We start from the raw sequence: 19,716 nt of genomic DNA on the forward strand, positions 1-19,716 counted from the left end.
CTTTTAACTCCTTTATTGGTTAACTTATATATAGTGTAGTTGGTAAAGCTTATAGTGAAATAACGACTACCTTAAAGTAATCTTAAAAGTAGGTGACAGGGTGCAAGAAGCGGCGATATTTGTGTTAGAGGATGAACGTGCGATTGCGGAAATGATCGAAATTATTTTAAGAAAAGAAGGTTTTGAAAACATTACGTTATGCACGACGATAGAAGATGGAAAAAAGGCGATTGAGCATAATGTTTTTGATTTTTATTTATTAGATATCATGCTACCAGACGGTAGTGGGCTTGATTTGGCGGAAGTTATTCGAAAGCAAAGTGATGCACCGCTATTTTTTTTAACAGCCAAGAGCAGTGATGCAGATAAACTTCGAGGGTTTATGAATGGCGCAGACGATTATATTACGAAACCGTTTAATCCGCTTGAGCTAGTAGCAAGGGTAAAAGTCCAATTTACTCGATATATGAAGCAAAAGAATGTATCTGGAAGTCACGTTTACACATGTAGCCGTTTTACTTTTGATATAGATGCAGCAGAAATAACTGTAGACGGAAAAAAAGAATTGATTAGTGGTCGTTTATTTTACTTATTGAAGTATTTATGTGAAAACGAGGGGCAAGTATTATCGAAAGAACAAATTTATGAACGTGTGTGGGGCGATTTTTTATTTGACGATAATACGGTAATGGTTCATATTCGCAAGTTACGTGAAAAAATAGAAAGGAATCCTGGTAAACCAACTTGCATTATTACGGTAAGAGGGATTGGCTATAAATTAGTTGGAGATGATCAAGTATGAAGCCGGCAGGGAAATTATCACTGCGTTTTGTATCCTACTTTATCATATTTTATTTACTTATCATTTTGGGCTTCATTATTAGTTTAGTGGTTTTTGGACTTTTTATAAATGAACGAGTCGGTGATAACATCCATACGATGAGTTCTTTTGAAATTGAAGATAATGCAATTGTGAAAAATGGTAAATCCGTAAAAATAGCCGATTTCTTAGAAAAACGCGCAGAGGAAAATGTAGGGCAGTTATATTTATTGAACAATGCCATGGAAATTGTCGATTATACAGGGGATAGTTGTGAGCTGTGTAGCATGACGGACCGTGAAATTATGGCGCTTAAACGTCCAGGCATGCATACGTGGGAAATACCCAAATACTATTTGTTGTTTTTACCTACATCGCCTTTGCAGCCTATGTTCAATGAGGTCTTGCAGGTGATTCGTGAAAAGAAAGAATTCCCTTCGGAGCTACTCGAACGCTTACAAGCTAATCAGATTGCGATTGAAATTTATAATGAGCGTTGGAATCGTGTAAAGGTAATTGGTGAGCATTATAAGAAATTGCATAAGCCGCAGTTGCTAGATGAAAAATATGATATTTTTGAGCAAGCCGAGCTTAGGCAAAGTACGTCATTAGAAGATGGTTCAACGCTAATAGTACGTATGCCAAACCCCTCCTATAAGCCATTTGAAGAGCCTTTTAATAAAGCAATGATTTTATTTGTGTCCATATTTTTTGGCGGGCATAGTATTTTGTTGCTAGGCATTATTTTGTTATCCATGAGCATTTCACGTCAATTTGTACGGCCGCTTGTATATGTGATCTCTCGTATTGAACGGTTGACGCAGTTCGATTATCGGGAAGTAAGTGATAATAAAATCCATCATCAAAAGACGGGGAAATTGAAAAGGAAATTTAAATTATTCCAACCTGTTGATGAATCGCTTAATCATTTATCTGAACGTCTTGCTTCAAATGAAAGACAAATCCAGCAATCAGAGCAACTACGCGAGGAATGGATAACGGGTTTATCGCATGATTTAAAGACACCATTGAGCTCGATTTATGGGTATTCCACGATGCTTGCTTCCGAAGAGTATGAATGGACGAAAGAAGAGATGCGAATATTCGCGAATACAATGCGTGAAAAAGCAACCTATATGGACTTACTTATACAAGATTTAACGTATTCTTATCAACTAAAGAATAAAGCAATCCAGCTCGAGAAAGTATCGTTAGCACTTGCCACATGGTTACCCCAATTTGCAGATGAGCAAGTATCAATCAAAGTATATGGGGACGTTATGCTTGAAGCCGATGAGCTTTTATTAAAGCGCATATTAGATAATTTAATTACCAATGCTAAAAAATACACACCTGAAGGTACGAAGGTTCTTGTAGAGGCTCAAAATATAGACAAAGGCATTAAGTTAACGATTACAGACCAAGGACCAGGTATTCCACAAGATGAATTAGACAATCTTTTTGAACGCTATTATCGTGGTACAAATACAACAGATGATGCAACGGGCACAGGTCTTGGCTTAGCCATTACGAAACAACTGATTGATTTGCATAATGCAACAATATGCGTACATTCTGATAACAATGGTACTGTCTTTGAATTGAAATTTCTTGAAAAATAAAAAAATGCCCTTATGATAATCAATGTTTAATCATACAGAAGTTTTTTAATTATCAGGGGTGGGACTGTTCATTAGATGATGACACCAACAAAATATGAATGCAGAAGATTACTCGTTTTGGGAGTAATCTTTTTTTATGTAAATAGAAAGTTTGATGCCATTCACAAAGTTGTCAATGTCGTTTTTTTATAGTGGAAAACCCCTATATTTCTAAAAAGTTGGGTTGCTTATACTGGTGGCATAGAAGAAAAAGGAGATGCAATTATATGAGGAATCAAAGGGTTGATTCGTATGGTAAATAAACAACAAAATCGTATTGCATATAAATCCCAAGAGAAAAAGTTAATACTTATTAGTTTTATAGTTGCTGGGATAATGTTGATGTCTATTATAGGGAGAATATTTAGTAGCTAGGAGATGTATAAATATGAATGATTCAGCTGTATTTTGGAGCCGTGCATTAACCGAATTAACATTATCTTTCCATATTATTTATGCAACAATTGGTGTTGGTATACCGCTGATGATTATGATCGCTCAATGGGTTGGGATTAAAAATAATGATGAGCATTATTTATTACTCGCTCGACGTTGGGCACGGGGATTTGTTATTACAGTAGCAATTGGCGTTGTGACAGGAACAGCAATTGGCTTGCAACTTTCTTTATTATGGCCAAACTTTATGGAATTAGCTGGTCAAATTATCGCTCTACCACTATTTATGGAAACGTTCGCGTTTTTCGTTGAAGCCATTTTTTTAGGGTTGTATTTGTATACATGGGATCGCTTCAAAAATCCAAAGAGACATTTACTATTATTAGTACCAGTAGCCATTGGTGCTTCTATGTCAGCAGTATTTATTACAATCGTGAACGCCTTTATGAATGCACCGCAAGGATTTGATATTGTGGATGGGGAGCTGATTAATATTCAGCCTGTACTAGCCATGTTTAATCCGGCAATGCCGACAAAGGTAGCGCACGTTTTAGTAACATCTTATATGACGGCAGCTTTTTTATTAGCTTCCATTGCTGCCTATCGCATGCTACGAGGGTCTGCGCACGTATATCATAAAAAAGCACTGTACTTACTATTGAAATTAGGGTTAGTCTTTTCACTCGCAGCACTTGTAGTAGGAGACTTTTCAGGCAAATATTTAGCGGAATATCAACCTGAAAAATTAGCAGCAGCAGAATGGCATTTTGAAACGGAAGAAGACGCTTCCCTTGTTTTATTTGGTGTATTGGATGGAGAAGACATAAAATACGCTATTAAAATACCTTATGCTTTAAGTGTATTAGCGCATAATAATCCGTTTGCAGAAGTAACAGGGCTTGATCAATTTCCGAAAGATGAACAACCACCACTTTATATTCACTATTTATTCGATGTAATGGTGATGATTGGCACGTTATTAATTGTAGTGGCAGCTGTTTATGTTCTTGGTAAATGGCGAAATTGGCAATTTGTTTCGTCTAAACTATTTAAAAGAGTAATTGTTGCAGGTGGTCCACTTGCACTTATTGCAATAGAAGCGGGCTGGTGGTTAGCAGAAGTAGGGCGACAACCATGGATTTTAAGAGGGTACATGAAAACATCGGAAGGTGCGACTACGAGTGGGCAAGTAGATACGATGTTAATTCTATTTGCGGGCTTATATATCGTTTTAGCAATTGGTAGTATCATAGCGCTTATTCGGATGTTCCGTGACAATCCAATTGAACGTGAACTTGCAGAACATAAATTAGTTGAAGGTTGTGAAGAACCATGAGCTTAGAAGTTTTGGGCATTTCTGTACTATGGTTATTTCTCTTTGGTTATGTCATCGTTGCATCTATTGACTTTGGGGCAGGCTTTTTTAACGCCTATAGTGTAATGATTGGGAAAGATCATATTTTATCACAAGTGATAAAACGCTATTTATCACCAGTGTGGGAAATTACGAATGTTTTCTTAGTTTTTTTCTTTGTAGGTATTGTTGGTTTCTTTCCGCAATCAGCTTACTATTATGGCACAATTTTGCTAGTACCCGTAAGTATTTCTCTAATTTTAATTGCAATTCGAGGCAGTTATTATGCATTTGAATCGTATAGTGCAAAAAGTGGACATATTGGCTATAAGTTGATGTACGGTGTCACTGGTTTATTTATACCTGCATCACTTTCCATTGTATTAACGATTTCCGAGGGTGGGTTCGTAACAATGGTAAAGGATCAACCTCATTTGGAAATTGCGAAACTTTTTACTAGCCCGTTAACTTGGTCAATCGTGTTGTTAAGTGTTGTAGCGGTTCTGTATATTTCCGCAGTATTTTTAACTTGGTACGGTAAAAGAGCGAGTGATGAACATGCTTCTAATTTAATGAGAAAATATGCACTTGGTTGGTCAATTCCACTTATCGCAAGTGTTATCGGGATTATGGTGGAATTAAAGGGGCATAATCCTGCGCATTATGAAAATATGCTGAATTTATGGTGGCTATTCGCCATGTCAGGTGCTCTTTTTATCATGACTCTAATTCTTTTAGGTGCTAAGAAAAAATATGGGCTGGCCGTTATATTATTGGTCGTGCAGTTTGGCTTCGCCTTTTTCGGTTATGGTATTTCTCATTATCCTTACTTGTTGTACCCATATTTATCGGTTCATGATAGTTTTACAAATGAATCGATGGCGATAGCATTGGTCATTGCCTTTATTGGTGGTCTTGTTTTACTCATACCTTCACTTTATTTAGTGATGAAATGGTTTGTATTTGATCGTGATTATGCTTGTGGTAAACGGAATCACCACGTATAGGAGGTTTTACAGTGAATCAATTTATTATTTTTTATGCACCGTTTCTAGTGGTTGCTTTAAGTATTATAATTGGCTTCTGGGTAGGCCCGAAAGACCGTAAAGTAAATCGTTAAAATTGTTTGGGTGACTGGCACCACTAAAACCCCCGATTAGCATGCTAATCGGGGGTTTTGATTATCTTTTACATTGCTCTGATGGTTGTTGCATTTTTACATAGCGCCATAAACTATTGGCAATATCGCGTGCTTCAGCAGCATGTTCCGTTCCAACGAATGCTTTTCTGAAAGGAGTGAGCAATGATTCGATAATAAAGAGTTTTGGTTTTTGTTGCTGCAATTCCTCTAAAAGAAATGTTGCATATTCAAAACCTTCAAGCGTGTCATGCTCTGACAGCCCTTTAGTAAAGCCTGCTAATTGGTCAATGACGACATCTTTACTTACTTGTTGATAATTAATTACGTTTTGTATCGCGTTAAACATTTCAGCGCTTATAAGGACTTCATTGGATTCAAGCATAGTAGGTATAATGACACTTATATTGCGCAATGCTACTCGTACAATGGCTTCGCGATTTATATATTTGTAGTCCGCTATTAGGACTGCACGTAAGGACAGGTTCACCATCCCCAATGTTTGTACGGCACATTCATAGCTCATCGGTCTAATTTCTTCACCAAAAACCTGTACAAGTCGATTGGCAAGCCACTCTAATTCTTGTAAGTGATAATTCAAAAGGATTTTTTTAAGTTCACTATCCCGTGAATGGAAAATCGATTCGAAAATTTGTACGAGGTTATGCTCGCGATTGACATGCATCAACACAGCCACTTGCTGTGTTAATATTTCTAAATCAGTGGGATCCTTTCCATAAAGAAGCTCGTGTCGACGATTACTAGCCTCCTCGCGCCCCTCATCCAATATGGCAATCAAACATTCATTTTTAGAAACAAAATGATTATAAAAAGTGCCCTTTGAAACTTTGGCCGCACTAATAATATCGTTAATGGACGTATCTAAAAATCCTTTTTCTATAAAAAGTTCCCGAGCTGCAGTAATTATTTGTCTTTTTCTTTTATTCATGACCTCACCTTTTTAAAGTTATTATACTAGTATTCTACAATGTAAACGCTGTTATATCAACGTTTTGAAATTTTTCAATCTTAATTCTTGAAAAAAGTAGACTGCGAGTATAAAATAAGTTTTATCGTAAACAACAAGAGAGAATAGAGGGATATAAATGAATAATGACTTAACAATGAAAAAGCCCCCTTATGGCATGATTGCTATTTTGTTCGTGGGTGCTTTTGTTGCTTTTCTTAACAACACATTGTTAAATGTTGCGTTGCCAACAATCATGAAAGATTTTGGTATTACGTATGCAAAGGTACAATGGCTTGCAACTGGATATATGCTGGTCAGCGGTATTTTAGTACCTGCATCAGCATTCTTTGTGACGCGCTTTAAAAATAGACATTTATTTATTACGGCGATGTCTATCTTTACGATAGGTACAATTATGGCTGGCTTTGCTCCAAACTTTGGCATGTTACTTGCAGGTCGTATGGTGCAAGCGGCAGGGGCTGCTAGTATGTCACCATTATTAATGAACGTCATGCTAACTAGCTTCCCAAAAGAAAAACGTGGAGCGGCAATGGGTATTTTCGGTTTAGTTATGATTGCTGCACCAGCAATAGGTCCGACATTATCTGGTTATATCGTTGAACATCATGATTGGCGTATGTTGTTCCAAATGATTATACCATTTGCCATTATTAGTCTACTATTTGGTATTTGGAAATTAGACAATGTCATGGAAACACGTGAAGTACACTTAGATGTTCCTTCTGTATTATTATCGACAGTAGCGTTTGGTGGAATTTTATACGGTTTCAGTACGGCAGGTGACAAAGGATGGTCGAGTCCTTGGGTATACGGTACGATTTTAGTTGGCTTTGTTGCTTTAATTATTTTTATCTTTAAGCAATTACGTATGGAACAGCCTTTACTAGAATTACGTATTTACAAATATCCTATGTTTGCATTAAGTTCTGCGATTTCCGTAATCGTTTCAATGGCGATGTTCTCGGGGATGATTTTAACACCTGCGTATGTCCAATCAATTCGTGGGATTGAACCATTCGAAGCAGGTTTAATGATGCTTCCTGGTGCCCTTGCAATGGGGATTATGTCTCCGATTACTGGTAAACTTTTCGATAAATTTGGACCGCGTATATTAGCGATAATCGGTCTAACAATAACAACAATAGCTACTTTCGGCTTAACAAAATTAGCGATGGATTCTAGCTATACATTTATCGTATCGATGTATACAATTCGGATGTTTGGTATGTCGATGGTTATGATGCCAATTATGACAAATGGTTTAAACCAATTACCACAGATGATGAATCCACATGGTACAGCAATTAATAATACTTTGCAACAAGTAGCTGGAGCTATTGGTAGTGCGGTATTAGTTACATTTATGAATAACCGTACAAAATCAACAGCAGAAGATTTAATTGCAGAGGCCAAAGCACATGCAGCTCAATCTGGTGCTACACCAACAGCGGAGCAAATGCAACAAATGCAAGAGCAAATTATGCAAACAGCTTTACTAGATGGCATTACACATTCTTTCTTAATCGCTGCTTTTGTGACGGTTCTAGCACTAATACTAGCGTTCTTCTTAAAACGTGTAAAAGTTGAAAGTGCGGCAGCTACAATGGATTTAAAAAAACCAACAAATTCATAAGATAGACAAAGAAATCCCACCGCTCAAACTGTCGGTGGGATTTTTATTATTGTGTATTGTTAAATGCTAAATTGTTTGAGTGCCTGTCACCATTTAATGACCTTTTTTAAAGAGTGCTCCTGGCCAGAATGCATATTTGCCAAGCACCGTAGTAATGGCTGGTACAAGTAAAGGTCGTACGATAAACGTATCCAGTAATATACCAATAGCCGTTACAACACCGAACTGTACAAGGACTTGAATTGGTAATGTAGCAAGCACTGCGAACGTACCTGCTAAAATGAGTCCGGCAGATGTAATAACACTACCTGTATGCACAACGCCTTCCTCTACTGCTGTTAAATGGTCCTTCGTTTTTCGTTTCTTCCAAATCTCTGAAATCATGAAAATATTATAATCCTCACCAAGTGCCACTAAAAATACAAAGGCATATAGCGGGATAGAGCCTGAAATTGCCTCTGCACCCATGACATGATGCAAAATAAGCCAGCCAGCGCCAAGCGCACCAAAGTAAGAAATAATTACTGTAGCAAGCAGATAAACAGTTGCTGTTACTGAACGTAAATAAACAAATAATAATAATGCGATTAAAGCAATCATTGTCGGCATGATAACAGATTCATCGCGCTCGGTAATTTGCTTTGTATCATATTGGCTTGCTGTTTCGCCACCAAGCCATACGTGTGAGTCAGCATCTTTTAAACCAGAATCTTTAAGAAGCTTAACAACTTCAGCCTTTAATTCAGGGATATGCTCTAAAGACTCTTGTGCATATGGATTGGCATTCAATGATAATTCATACAATTGTATCGAATTATTTTTCGTACCAATTTGTACATCAGACACGTTATCGATATATGGAATTTTTGTAAGCTGTTGTTGTAAATTAACATCCGAGCCTTGCGTATCAATTACTAGCTGAACAGGTGCCAGTTCGCCAGGTGAAAAATTCTCTTCTATTAAAGTAAAGCCTTCACGTGATGGCATATCTTCTGGGAAAGAAGATAATAAGTCGAAAGTATATTGAATGCGTGGTACAAAGGCCGCTAAGCCACCAAGGAGCAAGACAGTGACTGCAATAACAATCCATGGCTTATGCGTTACAAAATGTCCAATTTTATGACTCACTTTATGGGAAGGTTTATGCTGTTTTTTGCCCTTTGCTTTTGCCATTTCTTCTGTACGTGGCGTGAATGGGAAAAAGGCTACTCGCCCTATAACGACAAGAATTGCTGGCAATACAACTAGTGCAGCAATGCCCATTATCAATACGCCAAAGCTAAATGGCACTGCGAAGCGTTGGAAGGAGCCATAATGGGCAAGACTAAGTGTAGCTAAACCAATAACAACGGTAAGGGCACTCATCATAATAGCGCCACCCGATTCTTTCACAGCGAGCTTCATCGCTGTCGCTTTATCTTCAACGTCAAATAAAATTTCACGGTATTTTGAAATTAAAAATAAGCAATAGTCCGTACCAGCGCCAAATAATAAAACCGTCATAATGGAAACAGCTTGCGAGTCTTTGTCAATCCATCCTTGCTCTGCAAAGAAACCGAGTGTTGGACTAATAACACCATAGGCAAGCCCTACAACAATTAAAGGAATAATGGCAAGTAATGGCGAACGATAAATTAGAATTAATAACACTAATACAAGCAGGACAGTTGCTATCATTAGTTTTACATCAGCTTGTGAAAATAAACTAACAGCATCCGTTGCAATACCGACTGGTCCAGAATAGCGCACATGGAGAGCATCGCTTGATAAATCTTGATCCAGTTGAACATTGTTTGAATCCATTGTTTTTGATAATGTATCTAGACTTTCTTGTAAAACATCAGTGGCAACATCTTTTTCAAAGAAAACAGGTGTGACGATTGTAGAGCCATTGTCAGATGCAGATGCTGATAAAGCCTGTGGTGGCATATTATCATATGGTGGAACTAATGTTTGATGCTCTAAAGGGTTGCTATTTAGCTCTGCATAAACCTTTTGGATAGCTCCAAAATCAGCTGGTGTTAGGCCGCTTTCTCTATGCCAAACGAGTAATAAAGGTGTACCTGCATCATTTGGGAATTCTTCAGCAATAATGGCTGCTGCTTGCTCGGACATTTCGGTGTCAGGCAAGTTTTTACCCGTTTCACTTTCGATGCTATTAATTTGCGGCCAAGCAAACGAAAGGACGAGAACAAGTAATACCCAGCATCCAAGTGCAAGAAAACGCCCTTTTTTACTGGATACCATTGAGCCCCATTGCTCAAGTGGATGTTTTTTCATTGGAAAACCTCCGTTTCATGTAATGTACACTAATTATATATACTAGAAGGTTAATTAATCAATACAGAAGTATTGATATGTTATAATATGTTTAGTACTACACATTATAAGGAGGCGATCTTGTTGAAACAATCACCGCGTGTTCTAGGAAGACCTCGCCATGATGACAAGGCTAAACCTACAAAAGATATTGTCTTAGAAACAGCGACAATGCTGTTTATTAAGGATGGCTACAAAAACGTGTCCATGGATGATGTTGCCAAAGCCTGTAATGTTACAAAAGCCACTATCTATTACTACTACCCAACTAAAGGGGATTTATATACATCGGCCTTAGTTGAAATGATGCATAGAATTAGACATCATATTGAACGAATTTTAGAGCAACCGATTCCTTTTAAAGACCGATTAGAACAACTCATTGAAGTCCATTTATCAGCAACTGTTGATATTGATATGAAGAACTTTATGCGAGAGGCGACCATCAATTTATCACAATCGCAATTGAAAGAAGTACATGCTGCAGAAAATGAGATGTATAAAACGATTGAGCGAGCGATGCAAAGTGAAATGGAAAAAGGGACAATTCGCAAAGGAAATGCAGAATTTTTTGCCCATACGTTTATGGCGCTAATGTCAGTGGGCTACTTTAAAGATGGTGAAGGAAAAAGGCTTTTTGACACAGTATCTTTGGCGTCAAAAGAAATTATTGCTTTCTTTTGGTTATCCATCGAAAAGTGAGAAAAATTGTAGCTAATAACATAATTTATGGCGTTTGAGTTGTTAAATTGCGTGAGAAAAATTGATTTATCTTCCAAAAAAAGCAGAAAAAGAGTGCAGACCGCTAAAAGTAGTTTACAATTAAACTATTTTTCAAAGATTGTGCCATAGTTGATTGAAATAATGCGCAAACAGTCTTATAATGGATGTTGTAATGTCACCAAGATAAGATAAGGATGGAATTGTGATGCGCTTTGTGCAAAATGGAGAATATGTAACAAATCATGAAATTCGCTTTCCAGCCCTTGTGACTGGTGAATGTAAGATACCCGCTGTAACGACTGTTAAGAAGATCGCTTAATGGTCTTTTTTACATGGAGGCAATATAAAAAATAGTATTAGTGACGGCAAAGGAGAGTTCAAAATGTCAGAAACGAATAACCAAGCACAGTCTGAACAATTAACTGTGAGTCAAGAACAATTAGATGTACTAGACCAACTATTAAAGCCTGAGGTGCAAGAATCTCTAACAACTTTAGTTGAACAATTACCAAAGCTAACTGAAATGATGACGTTATTAACTAAATCATATGAGTTTGCACAAGCAGTTGCAACAGACGACGTATTAAAAAGCGATACTGTTGGTGCTGTAACAGAAATGGCTGGACCAGTAGTAGGATCAGCTAAACAACTTGCAGCAACAGCTATTGAGGCAAAAGATCGCGCTTCTGAAAGCCAAGAAGTCATCGGTTTATTTGGTCTTGTGAAAATGATAAAAGACCCACAAGTTCAAAATGTTTTCCGTTTTGTTAATGCATTTTTACAAGTTAACGCTGAACGTAAATCAAAATAAAGTTCGAGATATATTCAATTCGTAAGGACGGAGGATTAATTAATCATGTCAAAAGAAATCGTCATCTTAGGTGCTGGTTACGCAGGTGTATTAACTGCATTAACAGCACGTAAGTATTTATCAGCTGATGAAGCTAAAATTACAGTAGTAAACCAATTCCCAACGCACCAAATCATCACTGAACTTCACCGTTTAGCTGGTGGTACTATTGCAGAAGGTGCAGTAGCGCTACCGCTTAAAAAAATCTTTAAAGGTTTAGATATTGATTTACAAATCGCTAAAGTAACGAAATTTAATGTAGATACTAAAAAGGTTGACCTAGATACTGGTTACACTTTATCTTACGATACATTAGTTGTTTCTTTAGGTAGCCAAACTGGTTTCTTCGGTATCCCAGGATTAGAAGAAAATTCAATGGTACTTAAATCTGTTAACGATGCAAACAAAATTAACCGACACATTGAAGATCGTATTAAAGCATATGCACAATCTAAAGACGAAGCAGATGCAACAATCGTTATCGGCGGTGGCGGTTTAACAGGTGTTGAGCTTGTTGGTGAAATCGTGGACAACTTCCCAAAAATCGCTGCACAACACGGTGTAAACTTTGCTGATCTTAAAATTAAGCTAGTTGAAGCTGGTCCTAAAATCTTACCAGTACTTCCAGATGTACTAATTGAACGTGCAACGGAAAGCTTAACAAAACGTGGTGTAGAATTTATCACAGGTACGCCAGTAACAGGCGTTGATGGTAACGTTATTTCACTTAAAGATCGTGAGTCAATCGTTGCTAATACATTCATCTGGACTGGTGGTGTAGCTGCACTTCCAATCGTTGCTGAATCAGGCCTTGCAGCTGACCGTGGCAAAGCAACAATCAACGAATTCCTACAATCTACATCACACGAAGATGTATTTGTAATCGGAGATGCTTCTGTGGCATTACCAGCTGACGGCGGACGTCCACTTTATGCGCCAACTGCACAAGTTGCTTGGCAAATGGGTGAATGTGCAGGATACAATTTATTTGCACAATACAAAAACCAAGAGATGAAAACATTCTCTGCAGTTAACTCTGGTACACTTGCCAGCCTAGGACGTAAAGATGCAGTTGCAACAATTGGAGCTAGCAACACACAACTTAAAGGTCTACCTGCAACACTTATGAAAGAAGCGTCTAATATTCGCTATCTGACACATATCAAAGCGCTATTCGGCTTAGTATACTAAGCATAATGATTCCCTTACAACTGTTATAGTTGTAAGGGTTTTTTTATGGAAACTTACAATATTTATTTGCGATAGATTAGATACGATTTATATTTTTGGCAAGGGTGCTAAAAGCCTCTTACACTTCCTGCCTCCACTTGTGATAGCATAATATTTTATATTTTTTACCAAAAATAAAACTTTTTAGGATTCTGTTTTTGTAGTTCTTTTCTATCATATTTCTTTACTTATCTATATTATTTACATTAAAATATACTCATTAAAGTATTTTAGTAGGAGGTTTACATAAGATGAAAAAAATTGTTTCTACTTTATTAAGCTTTACTCTAGTAATAAGTACTTTAGCATTTGCGACACCAAGTAAAAAAGCTTTAGCTTCTGAATTAACTTATAATTCTGATAATTTTAGAATTATTACTGATACAGAAGAACGATCTGAATATATTTTAAAAGTAGATGGTCAAGAAATCCATTACATTGAGACAGTAAAAATAGTTGATGAAGATACCCAAGAAATTGACACCAAAGTATTTAATAAGGAAACAAATGAGCTTTTGCAACATTTCGTCACTGTAGTAGAGGATGATAAAATAATTGAACAAGATGTAATTGATTTCAAAGACTTATCACAACAAGAAGATTCAATAATGTTCAGCCAGACTAACTTCGCAGCAACGAATTTCACGAATTCCCGATTTGCTTCTAGCGCTTATATAACATCTAATAGATCGTTGGTATCCGTTTTAGGTATTAGTTATACAACTAATTATATAAGGAATATAGGTTATGCGGATTATGCTAATTTAAAAACACGTACAGTTAATCTTACAACTGGGTCTCCAAAAGATCGAAATGCATATAATTACTATACGCGAAATGTTGACAGTTTAAGATCCACGGAAAGTGGAACTCTTGTTGGATGGATAATAAGTGCCTTCAGTGGAGGTGGTTTAGCAATTGGTACATTACTTTCTTGGAAAACAGTACAAATTGTCTTAAAGAATATTGCAGGACCTGTAGCACTTGCAGCTAATGCTTGGGCTATTGGTCAATGGTACTATTATTACAATAACTGTGTTAATGGTTTCTATAATATTCCTAGATAAAAAAGAGTCTCCATGAGACTCTTTTTTAAACGCTCCTCTATTCATTGATTATTTTGATTTTTCTGATTTGAAATAAGTACAAGACAATAAATATATAATAGTATGACTAATGAAAAAAATAAGAAAATACCTATTTCAAAATGATAGGATACTGCAAATATCATGGCAAGACTAATAAGGGCAAGGATTAACAGAATATTAACGATATAGTGTTCTTTAAATCGAAAACTAAGAATGATAACTAGAAAAAATAAAATACTAGCAAGAAAGAAGATAAACTGTAATTCATAATATCCTAAATAAAAAACCATATAGAAATATAAAAATACTACAAAAAATATTTTTACAAATTTGCTCATCTTATCACTCCCAACGCTATAAGCATTAACTATTTTGATTTTTTTTAGAAAGAAGTATATGACAATAAACATACAATAATATAATTAAAGAAAAAAATATGAAGATACCTCTTTCGAAATAGTGAGATACCATAAATATCATGGCAAGACTAATAAGGGCAAGGATTAACAGAATATTAACGATATAGTGTTCTTTAAATAGAAAACTAAGAATGATAACTAGAAAAAATAAAATACTAGCAAGAAAGAAGATAGGTTGTAATTCATAATATCCTAAATAAAACACCATATAGAAATATAAAAATACTACAAAAAATATTTTTACAAATTTGCTCATCTTGTCACGCCCTTTTTTTATTTAAATTATAAGGCAAATCTAACACATAAATAAAATAGTATATACATTGGTATACATACTTATATTCAAATATAGATGATTTATCTTGTGTTAACGTAAGTAATAGCCATCACATCAATAAGATAACATAGCATAACAATGAATTAGGCAGTTATAACAGGTTTTGATTCTTGTTACTGCCTTTATAGCAATCATTAGAAGAATGTTTAAATAATTTTTGGAAAATGTTATGTTGAAATAAATTGCCATTTGTTGATATAGATTTAACTTGTAGATGCCAAATAGATAGTTTCCAAACTTAGCTCCATCAGAGTTCAATCAGCTTTTGATATGTAAAAAAGTTTTGTGTAAAATTAAAGTGTCTAACTCTAATCTGCGCGAGGGCTAATTCGTATTAAAATGGTATGAATAACAATAAATGAGTAGGTGAAGTTATGGATAATAAGTATGAATTATTAGGTATTTTATGTATAATAATTCCTATTTTATCTACAATATATATTCTATTAAACAGTGATATTTTAGTACCAAAAGGATATAATTTGGAAATTTATGGATATGTAATATCTAGAAATTTAATGATTATTTTTTTATTATACTTACTTTCTAAATTAGGATATTTCCTTTATTCGCAACTAAAACAAGACTAGCGAGTAGCTAGTCTTGTTTTAGTTGCGAAGTTGTTATTAATTTATAATCACCATATTGTGGAATCTTAATAGTATAGGTTTTAAGTCTTAATACTTTTCCGGTTACTATATCATAAAGCTCTCTAATACCCGTTTCGGCTTTATAATATGCTCTATATGCCATATAAACGGTTGTATTAGGATTAGCATGCAATGTATATCCTATTGAGCTAGTGATAGATTTTGATCTTGAAAAACCTAGTCCATCTATTATTCTAGATACTTCTGTCTGAAAAGAGGCGGTGTTAGATGATGTAATATAACCGCCTGCAGCGCCTGTCTTTAGATTATCAGAAACTCTTTTAAAGCCCGACCATTCATAGTATGTCCTAATGTTTGTCTTTCAATATCGGAAATCATTAATAAAAAAAGGTGAAATTTCTGCTGTATTAACTACTTCTGCGACTAGAAAAAACAAAATACTAGCAAGAAAGAAGATAGGCTGTAATTCATAATACCCTAAATAAAAAACCATATAGAGATATAAAAATACCAATAAAAATATCTTTATAAATTTACTCATCTTGGCACACCTTTTTGTATCAATTATAAAGAAAATTAAACACATATATTATTATTTTGCTCTCGAAATGTTTAAAATCTACGCTTAAGTTTAGAAGATAAAATTTTAGGGGTCTTGTGTAAATATAAGTTTAGTATGCCATGACATAGGTAATGTCCATTACATCAAAACGTTATTCGGCTTAGTGTACTAATTTTAATAGTGGATGTTAATGTGAAAACTAACATTTAACGGGGTGTTTTAGTTTTGTGCAGTCATTTTCTAGTGTTTATTTCACTAATAGAAAGTACCGTAATTATTGTGAACTATTTAATTGTAGCGTATGCTAAAAGTATCCAACAATTCGTGTAGGGAGTGAGGAATATATGGGCCGCGATCGTAAGTTTAGTACGCTCGATTTATTCTTGGAATCGAAAAAATTGGTATTAGCTGTTGGCTATGAAGGATTTACGATTGCTCGACTAGCTGAATCATTAGAAGTTTCAAGAGCTGCCATTTATAAATACTATACAAATAAAGATGAACTACTGATGGATTTTATGTTACATGAGATGGATAAAAGTGTAAAAGATTTATTATCAATCCCTGCGGAGTTATCTTATCTTGACCAATTAGACGAGTTATTGCATAGTATTTTTCGTTCAAAGGATTTACATTTACTATTAGGTATTGCTGAAATTATTCCAACAACTAATAAACCTCACATGCAAGAAAAAAAAGAAAAGCTGTCAGCGATGCATTTTAATATGTATGGACCTTTAATGCGTATCGTCCAACAAGGTAAAAAAGAAGGATTTGTGGATGCTGATATTCCTAATGATCTTGTCCTTGGATTTATTTTTCAGAGTATTAATATTCCAAATCATAGTCAAATGGATGAAGTACAGTTTTTTAACTTTACGAAACTATTAATTTTAAACGGTGTGAGAGGTAAAAATAAGTGACACATGTGTAACTAATGAGTATAATACTAGTTGCGTATGTGTACTTTTTTATTTAAAAGTGACACATGTGTAACTTTTAAAAATACTAGGAGGAAACGATCGATGTTTTTAGCTATAAAAGAAATTAAACATGCAAAGTTACGCTACTCAATGATTACAATGATTATTGTGTTAATAGCATGGTTAACGTTTATTTTGTCAGGGCTTGGAAATGGACTTTCGACATTAAGTGCAGCTTCTATCAAAAATCTAGATGCTCATTATGTAGTATACGAGGAGGGTTCAGGTTCAAAATTTAGTAAATCTTTAATTTCCGCATCTTTAAAAGAAAAGATTGATGCACAAAGTGAAGTAGAAGATAGTGCACTATTTGGCTCTGCAATGGCGGCTGTTTCTAAGAAGGGTATTGATGAAAAAACAGATATTGCACTTCTAGGAATTGAACCTGGGTCGTTTATCGAACCCAAAGTAATAGAAGGTAAGAAGTTAGATAAAAATATTCAAAATGGTGTTTTAGCCAATAAAACGTTACAAGACAAAGGCTATGCAATTGGTGACGAAATCAAAGTGGACAGTTCCACAATTGTATTAAAAATTGTCGGCTTTGTTGAAAACGAAACATATAACCATTTACCAGTATTATTTAGCACAGTAGAACAATGGAGAGCCTATCAATTTGCTGCACCAGGTGCCAATAACGGCATTGAAGATGTAGTAAATGCGATAGCGATACAGGCACCTAACTTAGATGCAGAGAATTTTAGTGAAAAAATCGGGGGCATCGAAACCGCAACGAAAAGTCAGGCAATTAATGGAATGCCAGGATATATGGAAGAGAACGGGACAATTGTAATGATGTTAGTGTTTCTCGTTGCCATTTCTGCGTTTGTCATTGCGGTCTTCTTTTATGTTTTAACGATTCAAAAGACGCAACAATTTGGTGTAATGAAAGCCATTGGTGCAAAAAATAGTTTTATAACAAAGGCAATTGTTTCCCAAGTGTTTGTCATTTCTTTAGTAGGTATTTTAGTAGGCGTAGTGCTTACGTATTTAACAGCACTAGTTTTCCCGGAAGACATGCCTTTTAATTTAGACCCTACGCTTGTTGTACTTTACGGTTTCGCACTTTTACTAATTAGTGTGTTAAGTTCATTTGTATGTGTTCGCCAAGTATCTAAAGTAGATCCATTAACAGCATTAGGGAGAGTGGAGTAGATGAAACGTTTAGAAGTAAGAAATATGACAAAAACCTATGACGAAGGCAGTTCAACAATTACAGCTCTTAACAATGTGTCAATGGAAGTAGATGCAGGTGAAATAGTAGCCATTATTGGTCCATCGGGTTCAGGCAAAAGTACATTATTATCGGCAGTTGGAGCCTTGTTACAGCCCTCTTCAGGTAGTGTCATCGTCAATGGTAAAAAAATTGAGACGCTAAAGGAGAAAGAACTTGCTAAATTCCGTCTAAATGAAATAGGGTTTATTTTACAAACATCTAACTTAATTCCTTATTTAAATGTACTAGATCAACTACTGCTAGTAAAAAAAATGGCAGGTAAAGTATCAAGTGCGGATCAGCAGTTTGCAAAGCAATTGTTGGCAGATTTAGGACTAGAAAAAAAGCTTAAAAAATTCCCAAATGAGCTATCTGGGGGAGAGCGTCAGCGTGTCGCAATAGCCCGAGCATTTATGAATGATTCAAGTGTGATTTTAGCAGATGAACCAACAGCTAGTTTAGATTCTAAGCGTGCTTTCGAAGTCGTGCAGTTAATTTCTAATGAGGTTAAAAAGCGTAAAAAGGCGGCTATCATGGTAACGCATGATGAGCGTATGTTAACTTACTGTGACCGAGTGTACCGCATGGAAGATGGTGTTTTAACACTGCAATCTTAATATTGCTTTAACGGCATTTATTCATGATCGTTCTTAGGGTTTTCTGCATCTTGAGCTTTTTAGAAAGAACTACCGTTTTGAAGAAAAAGTTTGAGCTCGGTTAGTATAGTGTGACAGGTATTAATCGACTCTAGTGAATGGTTTGCTATTTCTAGTGAATGGTTTGCTATTTCAAGTGAATGGTTTGCATTTTCTATAATAGCAAGCTGATGAGAAGTTAGTTGGTTAAGTCTTTCCACTGTAAAGTGAGGGTCAGCTGTTCCTATAGCTAAAAAGGAATGTCGATGGATTAAATTTTGCATAGTATGTTCCAAAGATAGCAGTGGTGTAAACAGTATATAGTGGGAAGGTAAAACGGTCTCCTGTTGCATATAAAAATCAATAATTGGCATAGTTCCTAGCGATTTTCCAAGGTAAACAACTTTTTGGTAAGTTTTTGTTTGTGAATAATAGGTCACGATAGAATCGACAGTGTTAAAAACTTTTTCAGATATAACGTTTGGCGACTTGTGGAACAATTGTTGTTCAAATGTATAACATACTTGGACAATATCATAGTCGAAGTCAAGCATCAATGAAGTAGCGTAATGTAGTATGGGTTTGTCATAGTTGTAGCCTGTACCAGAGAACATAAAACAAATTTTGTCACTATTCATATCAAAGAAATTGCAGTCAATGCCATTGTAGGTATCTTTTCTAGGTTTTATCATCATCAATCCTCCTATCGGTTTGAAAAATGGTAACTCTTTTATGTAAAGTTAGTTATAA

Annotated in this window: 15 protein-coding genes; 12 read left to right on the plus strand and 3 right to left on the minus strand. The window is 35.5% G+C overall.

Annotation, left to right across the window (positions count from 1 at the left end):
* The first annotated feature begins 100 nt into the window (after nt 1-100).
* The 4 genes from MKY08_RS01230 (at nt 101) to MKY08_RS01245 (ending at nt 5,238) form a co-directional block, all read left to right on the plus strand.
* On the plus strand, nt 101-802 hold the full coding sequence (locus MKY08_RS01230) for a response regulator transcription factor (protein ID WP_069513023.1): 702 nt from the start codon (nt 101-103) through the stop codon (nt 800-802).
* A complete protein-coding gene (locus tag MKY08_RS01235) occupies nt 799-2,442 on the plus strand; it encodes a HAMP domain-containing sensor histidine kinase (RefSeq protein ID WP_069513022.1) in 1,644 nt (547 codons plus the stop codon). Before MKY08_RS01230 ends, MKY08_RS01235 begins: the two co-directional genes overlap by 4 nt.
* 427 nt (nt 2,443-2,869) lie before the next feature.
* Nucleotides 2,870-4,213: a cytochrome ubiquinol oxidase subunit I gene (locus MKY08_RS01240; RefSeq protein ID WP_069513021.1), complete on the plus strand. Its 1,344-nt coding sequence runs from the start codon at nt 2,870-2,872 to the stop codon at nt 4,211-4,213.
* A complete protein-coding gene (locus tag MKY08_RS01245; RefSeq protein ID WP_069513020.1) occupies nt 4,210-5,238 on the plus strand; it encodes a cytochrome d ubiquinol oxidase subunit II in 1,029 nt (342 codons plus the stop codon). The genes MKY08_RS01240 and MKY08_RS01245 overlap by 4 nt, the downstream gene beginning before the upstream one ends.
* A 174-nt stretch (nt 5,239-5,412) precedes the next feature.
* Here MKY08_RS01245 and MKY08_RS01250 read toward each other — a convergent pair whose 3' ends face one another.
* Nucleotides 5,413-6,318, minus strand: a complete 906-nt coding sequence (locus MKY08_RS01250) for a TetR/AcrR family transcriptional regulator (RefSeq protein ID WP_069513019.1) — start codon at nt 6,316-6,318, stop codon at nt 5,413-5,415.
* Nucleotides 6,319-6,475: 157 nt separating this feature from the next.
* Here MKY08_RS01250 and MKY08_RS01255 point away from each other — a divergent pair, with 157 nt between their 5' ends.
* On the plus strand, nt 6,476-7,993 hold the full coding sequence (locus MKY08_RS01255) for an MDR family MFS transporter (protein ID WP_069513018.1): 1,518 nt from the start codon (nt 6,476-6,478) through the stop codon (nt 7,991-7,993).
* Nucleotides 7,994-8,086: 93 nt separating this feature from the next.
* Here MKY08_RS01255 and MKY08_RS01260 read toward each other — a convergent pair whose 3' ends face one another.
* The gene (locus MKY08_RS01260) at nt 8,087-10,273 is read right to left on the minus strand and encodes an MMPL family transporter (RefSeq protein ID WP_069513017.1); all 2,187 of its coding nucleotides are present in this window, start codon (nt 10,271-10,273) and stop codon (nt 8,087-8,089) included.
* A 123-nt stretch (nt 10,274-10,396) separates the two neighbouring features.
* On the opposite strand from MKY08_RS01260, the gene MKY08_RS01265 reads away from it, so the two are divergent.
* The 7 genes from MKY08_RS01265 to MKY08_RS01295 all read left to right on the plus strand — a co-directional run bounded on the left by MKY08_RS01265 (nt 10,397) and on the right by MKY08_RS01295 (nt 18,948).
* The gene (locus tag MKY08_RS01265) at nt 10,397-11,014 is read left to right on the plus strand and encodes a TetR/AcrR family transcriptional regulator (RefSeq protein ID WP_069513016.1); all 618 of its coding nucleotides are present in this window, start codon (nt 10,397-10,399) and stop codon (nt 11,012-11,014) included.
* Nucleotides 11,015-11,417: 403 nt separating this feature from the next.
* Nucleotides 11,418-11,846 carry a DUF1641 domain-containing protein gene (locus MKY08_RS01270; RefSeq protein WP_069513015.1) on the plus strand — a complete coding sequence of 143 codons (429 nt, stop codon included), beginning with the start codon at nt 11,418-11,420 and terminating at the stop codon, nt 11,844-11,846.
* Nucleotides 11,847-11,891: 45 nt separating this feature from the next.
* Complete coding sequence (locus tag MKY08_RS01275) at nt 11,892-13,076, plus strand: NAD(P)/FAD-dependent oxidoreductase (RefSeq protein WP_069513014.1); 1,185 nt, start codon at nt 11,892-11,894, stop codon at nt 13,074-13,076.
* A gap of 290 nt (nt 13,077-13,366) precedes the next feature.
* Complete coding sequence (locus MKY08_RS01280; protein ID WP_069513013.1) at nt 13,367-14,182, plus strand: hypothetical protein; 816 nt, start codon at nt 13,367-13,369, stop codon at nt 14,180-14,182.
* Between the two features lie 2,294 nt (nt 14,183-16,476).
* A complete protein-coding gene (locus MKY08_RS01285) occupies nt 16,477-17,055 on the plus strand; it encodes a TetR/AcrR family transcriptional regulator (protein WP_025218406.1) in 579 nt (192 codons plus the stop codon).
* Nucleotides 17,056-17,157: 102 nt separating this feature from the next.
* Complete coding sequence (locus MKY08_RS01290) at nt 17,158-18,270, plus strand: ABC transporter permease (protein ID WP_069513008.1); 1,113 nt, start codon at nt 17,158-17,160, stop codon at nt 18,268-18,270.
* A complete protein-coding gene (locus MKY08_RS01295; protein WP_069513007.1) occupies nt 18,271-18,948 on the plus strand; it encodes an ABC transporter ATP-binding protein in 678 nt (225 codons plus the stop codon). It begins immediately after the preceding gene.
* A 59-nt stretch (nt 18,949-19,007) separates the two neighbouring features.
* Here the strand turns inward: MKY08_RS01295 and MKY08_RS01300 are convergent, their stop codons facing one another.
* On the minus strand, nt 19,008-19,658 hold the full coding sequence (locus MKY08_RS01300) for a hypothetical protein (RefSeq protein ID WP_256093224.1): 651 nt from the start codon (nt 19,656-19,658) through the stop codon (nt 19,008-19,010).
* Nucleotides 19,659-19,716: the final 58 nt, after the last annotated feature.

This window comes from Lysinibacillus sp. FSL M8-0337 (assembly GCF_038593855.1).
Classification (GTDB): Bacteria; Bacillota; Bacilli; order Bacillales_A; family Planococcaceae; genus Lysinibacillus; species Lysinibacillus sphaericus_D.

What these genes read in the sequence shown, in the direction of transcription:
- MKY08_RS01235 (WP_069513022.1), top strand. Translation starts at nt 799, where the DNA reads ATGAAGCCGGCAGGGAAATTATCACTGCGTTTTGTATCCTACTTTATC.
- MKY08_RS01240 (WP_069513021.1), top strand. Translation starts at nt 2,870, where the DNA reads ATGAATGATTCAGCTGTATTTTGGAGCCGTGCATTAACCGAATTAACA.
- MKY08_RS01245 (WP_069513020.1), top strand. Translation starts at nt 4,210, where the DNA reads ATGAGCTTAGAAGTTTTGGGCATTTCTGTACTATGGTTATTTCTCTTT.
- MKY08_RS01250 (WP_069513019.1), bottom strand. Translation starts at nt 6,318, where the DNA reads ATGAATAAAAGAAAAAGACAAATAATTACTGCAGCTCGGGAACTTTTT.
- MKY08_RS01255 (WP_069513018.1), top strand. Translation starts at nt 6,476, where the DNA reads ATGAATAATGACTTAACAATGAAAAAGCCCCCTTATGGCATGATTGCT.
- MKY08_RS01260 (WP_069513017.1), bottom strand. Translation starts at nt 10,273, where the DNA reads ATGAAAAAACATCCACTTGAGCAATGGGGCTCAATGGTATCCAGTAAA.
- MKY08_RS01270 (WP_069513015.1), top strand. Translation starts at nt 11,418, where the DNA reads ATGTCAGAAACGAATAACCAAGCACAGTCTGAACAATTAACTGTGAGT.
- MKY08_RS01275 (WP_069513014.1), top strand. Translation starts at nt 11,892, where the DNA reads ATGTCAAAAGAAATCGTCATCTTAGGTGCTGGTTACGCAGGTGTATTA.
- MKY08_RS01280 (WP_069513013.1), top strand. Translation starts at nt 13,367, where the DNA reads ATGAAAAAAATTGTTTCTACTTTATTAAGCTTTACTCTAGTAATAAGT.
- MKY08_RS01285 (WP_025218406.1), top strand. Translation starts at nt 16,477, where the DNA reads ATGGGCCGCGATCGTAAGTTTAGTACGCTCGATTTATTCTTGGAATCG.
- MKY08_RS01290 (WP_069513008.1), top strand. Translation starts at nt 17,158, where the DNA reads ATGTTTTTAGCTATAAAAGAAATTAAACATGCAAAGTTACGCTACTCA.
- MKY08_RS01295 (WP_069513007.1), top strand. Translation starts at nt 18,271, where the DNA reads ATGAAACGTTTAGAAGTAAGAAATATGACAAAAACCTATGACGAAGGC.
- MKY08_RS01300 (WP_256093224.1), bottom strand. Translation starts at nt 19,658, where the DNA reads ATGATAAAACCTAGAAAAGATACCTACAATGGCATTGACTGCAATTTC.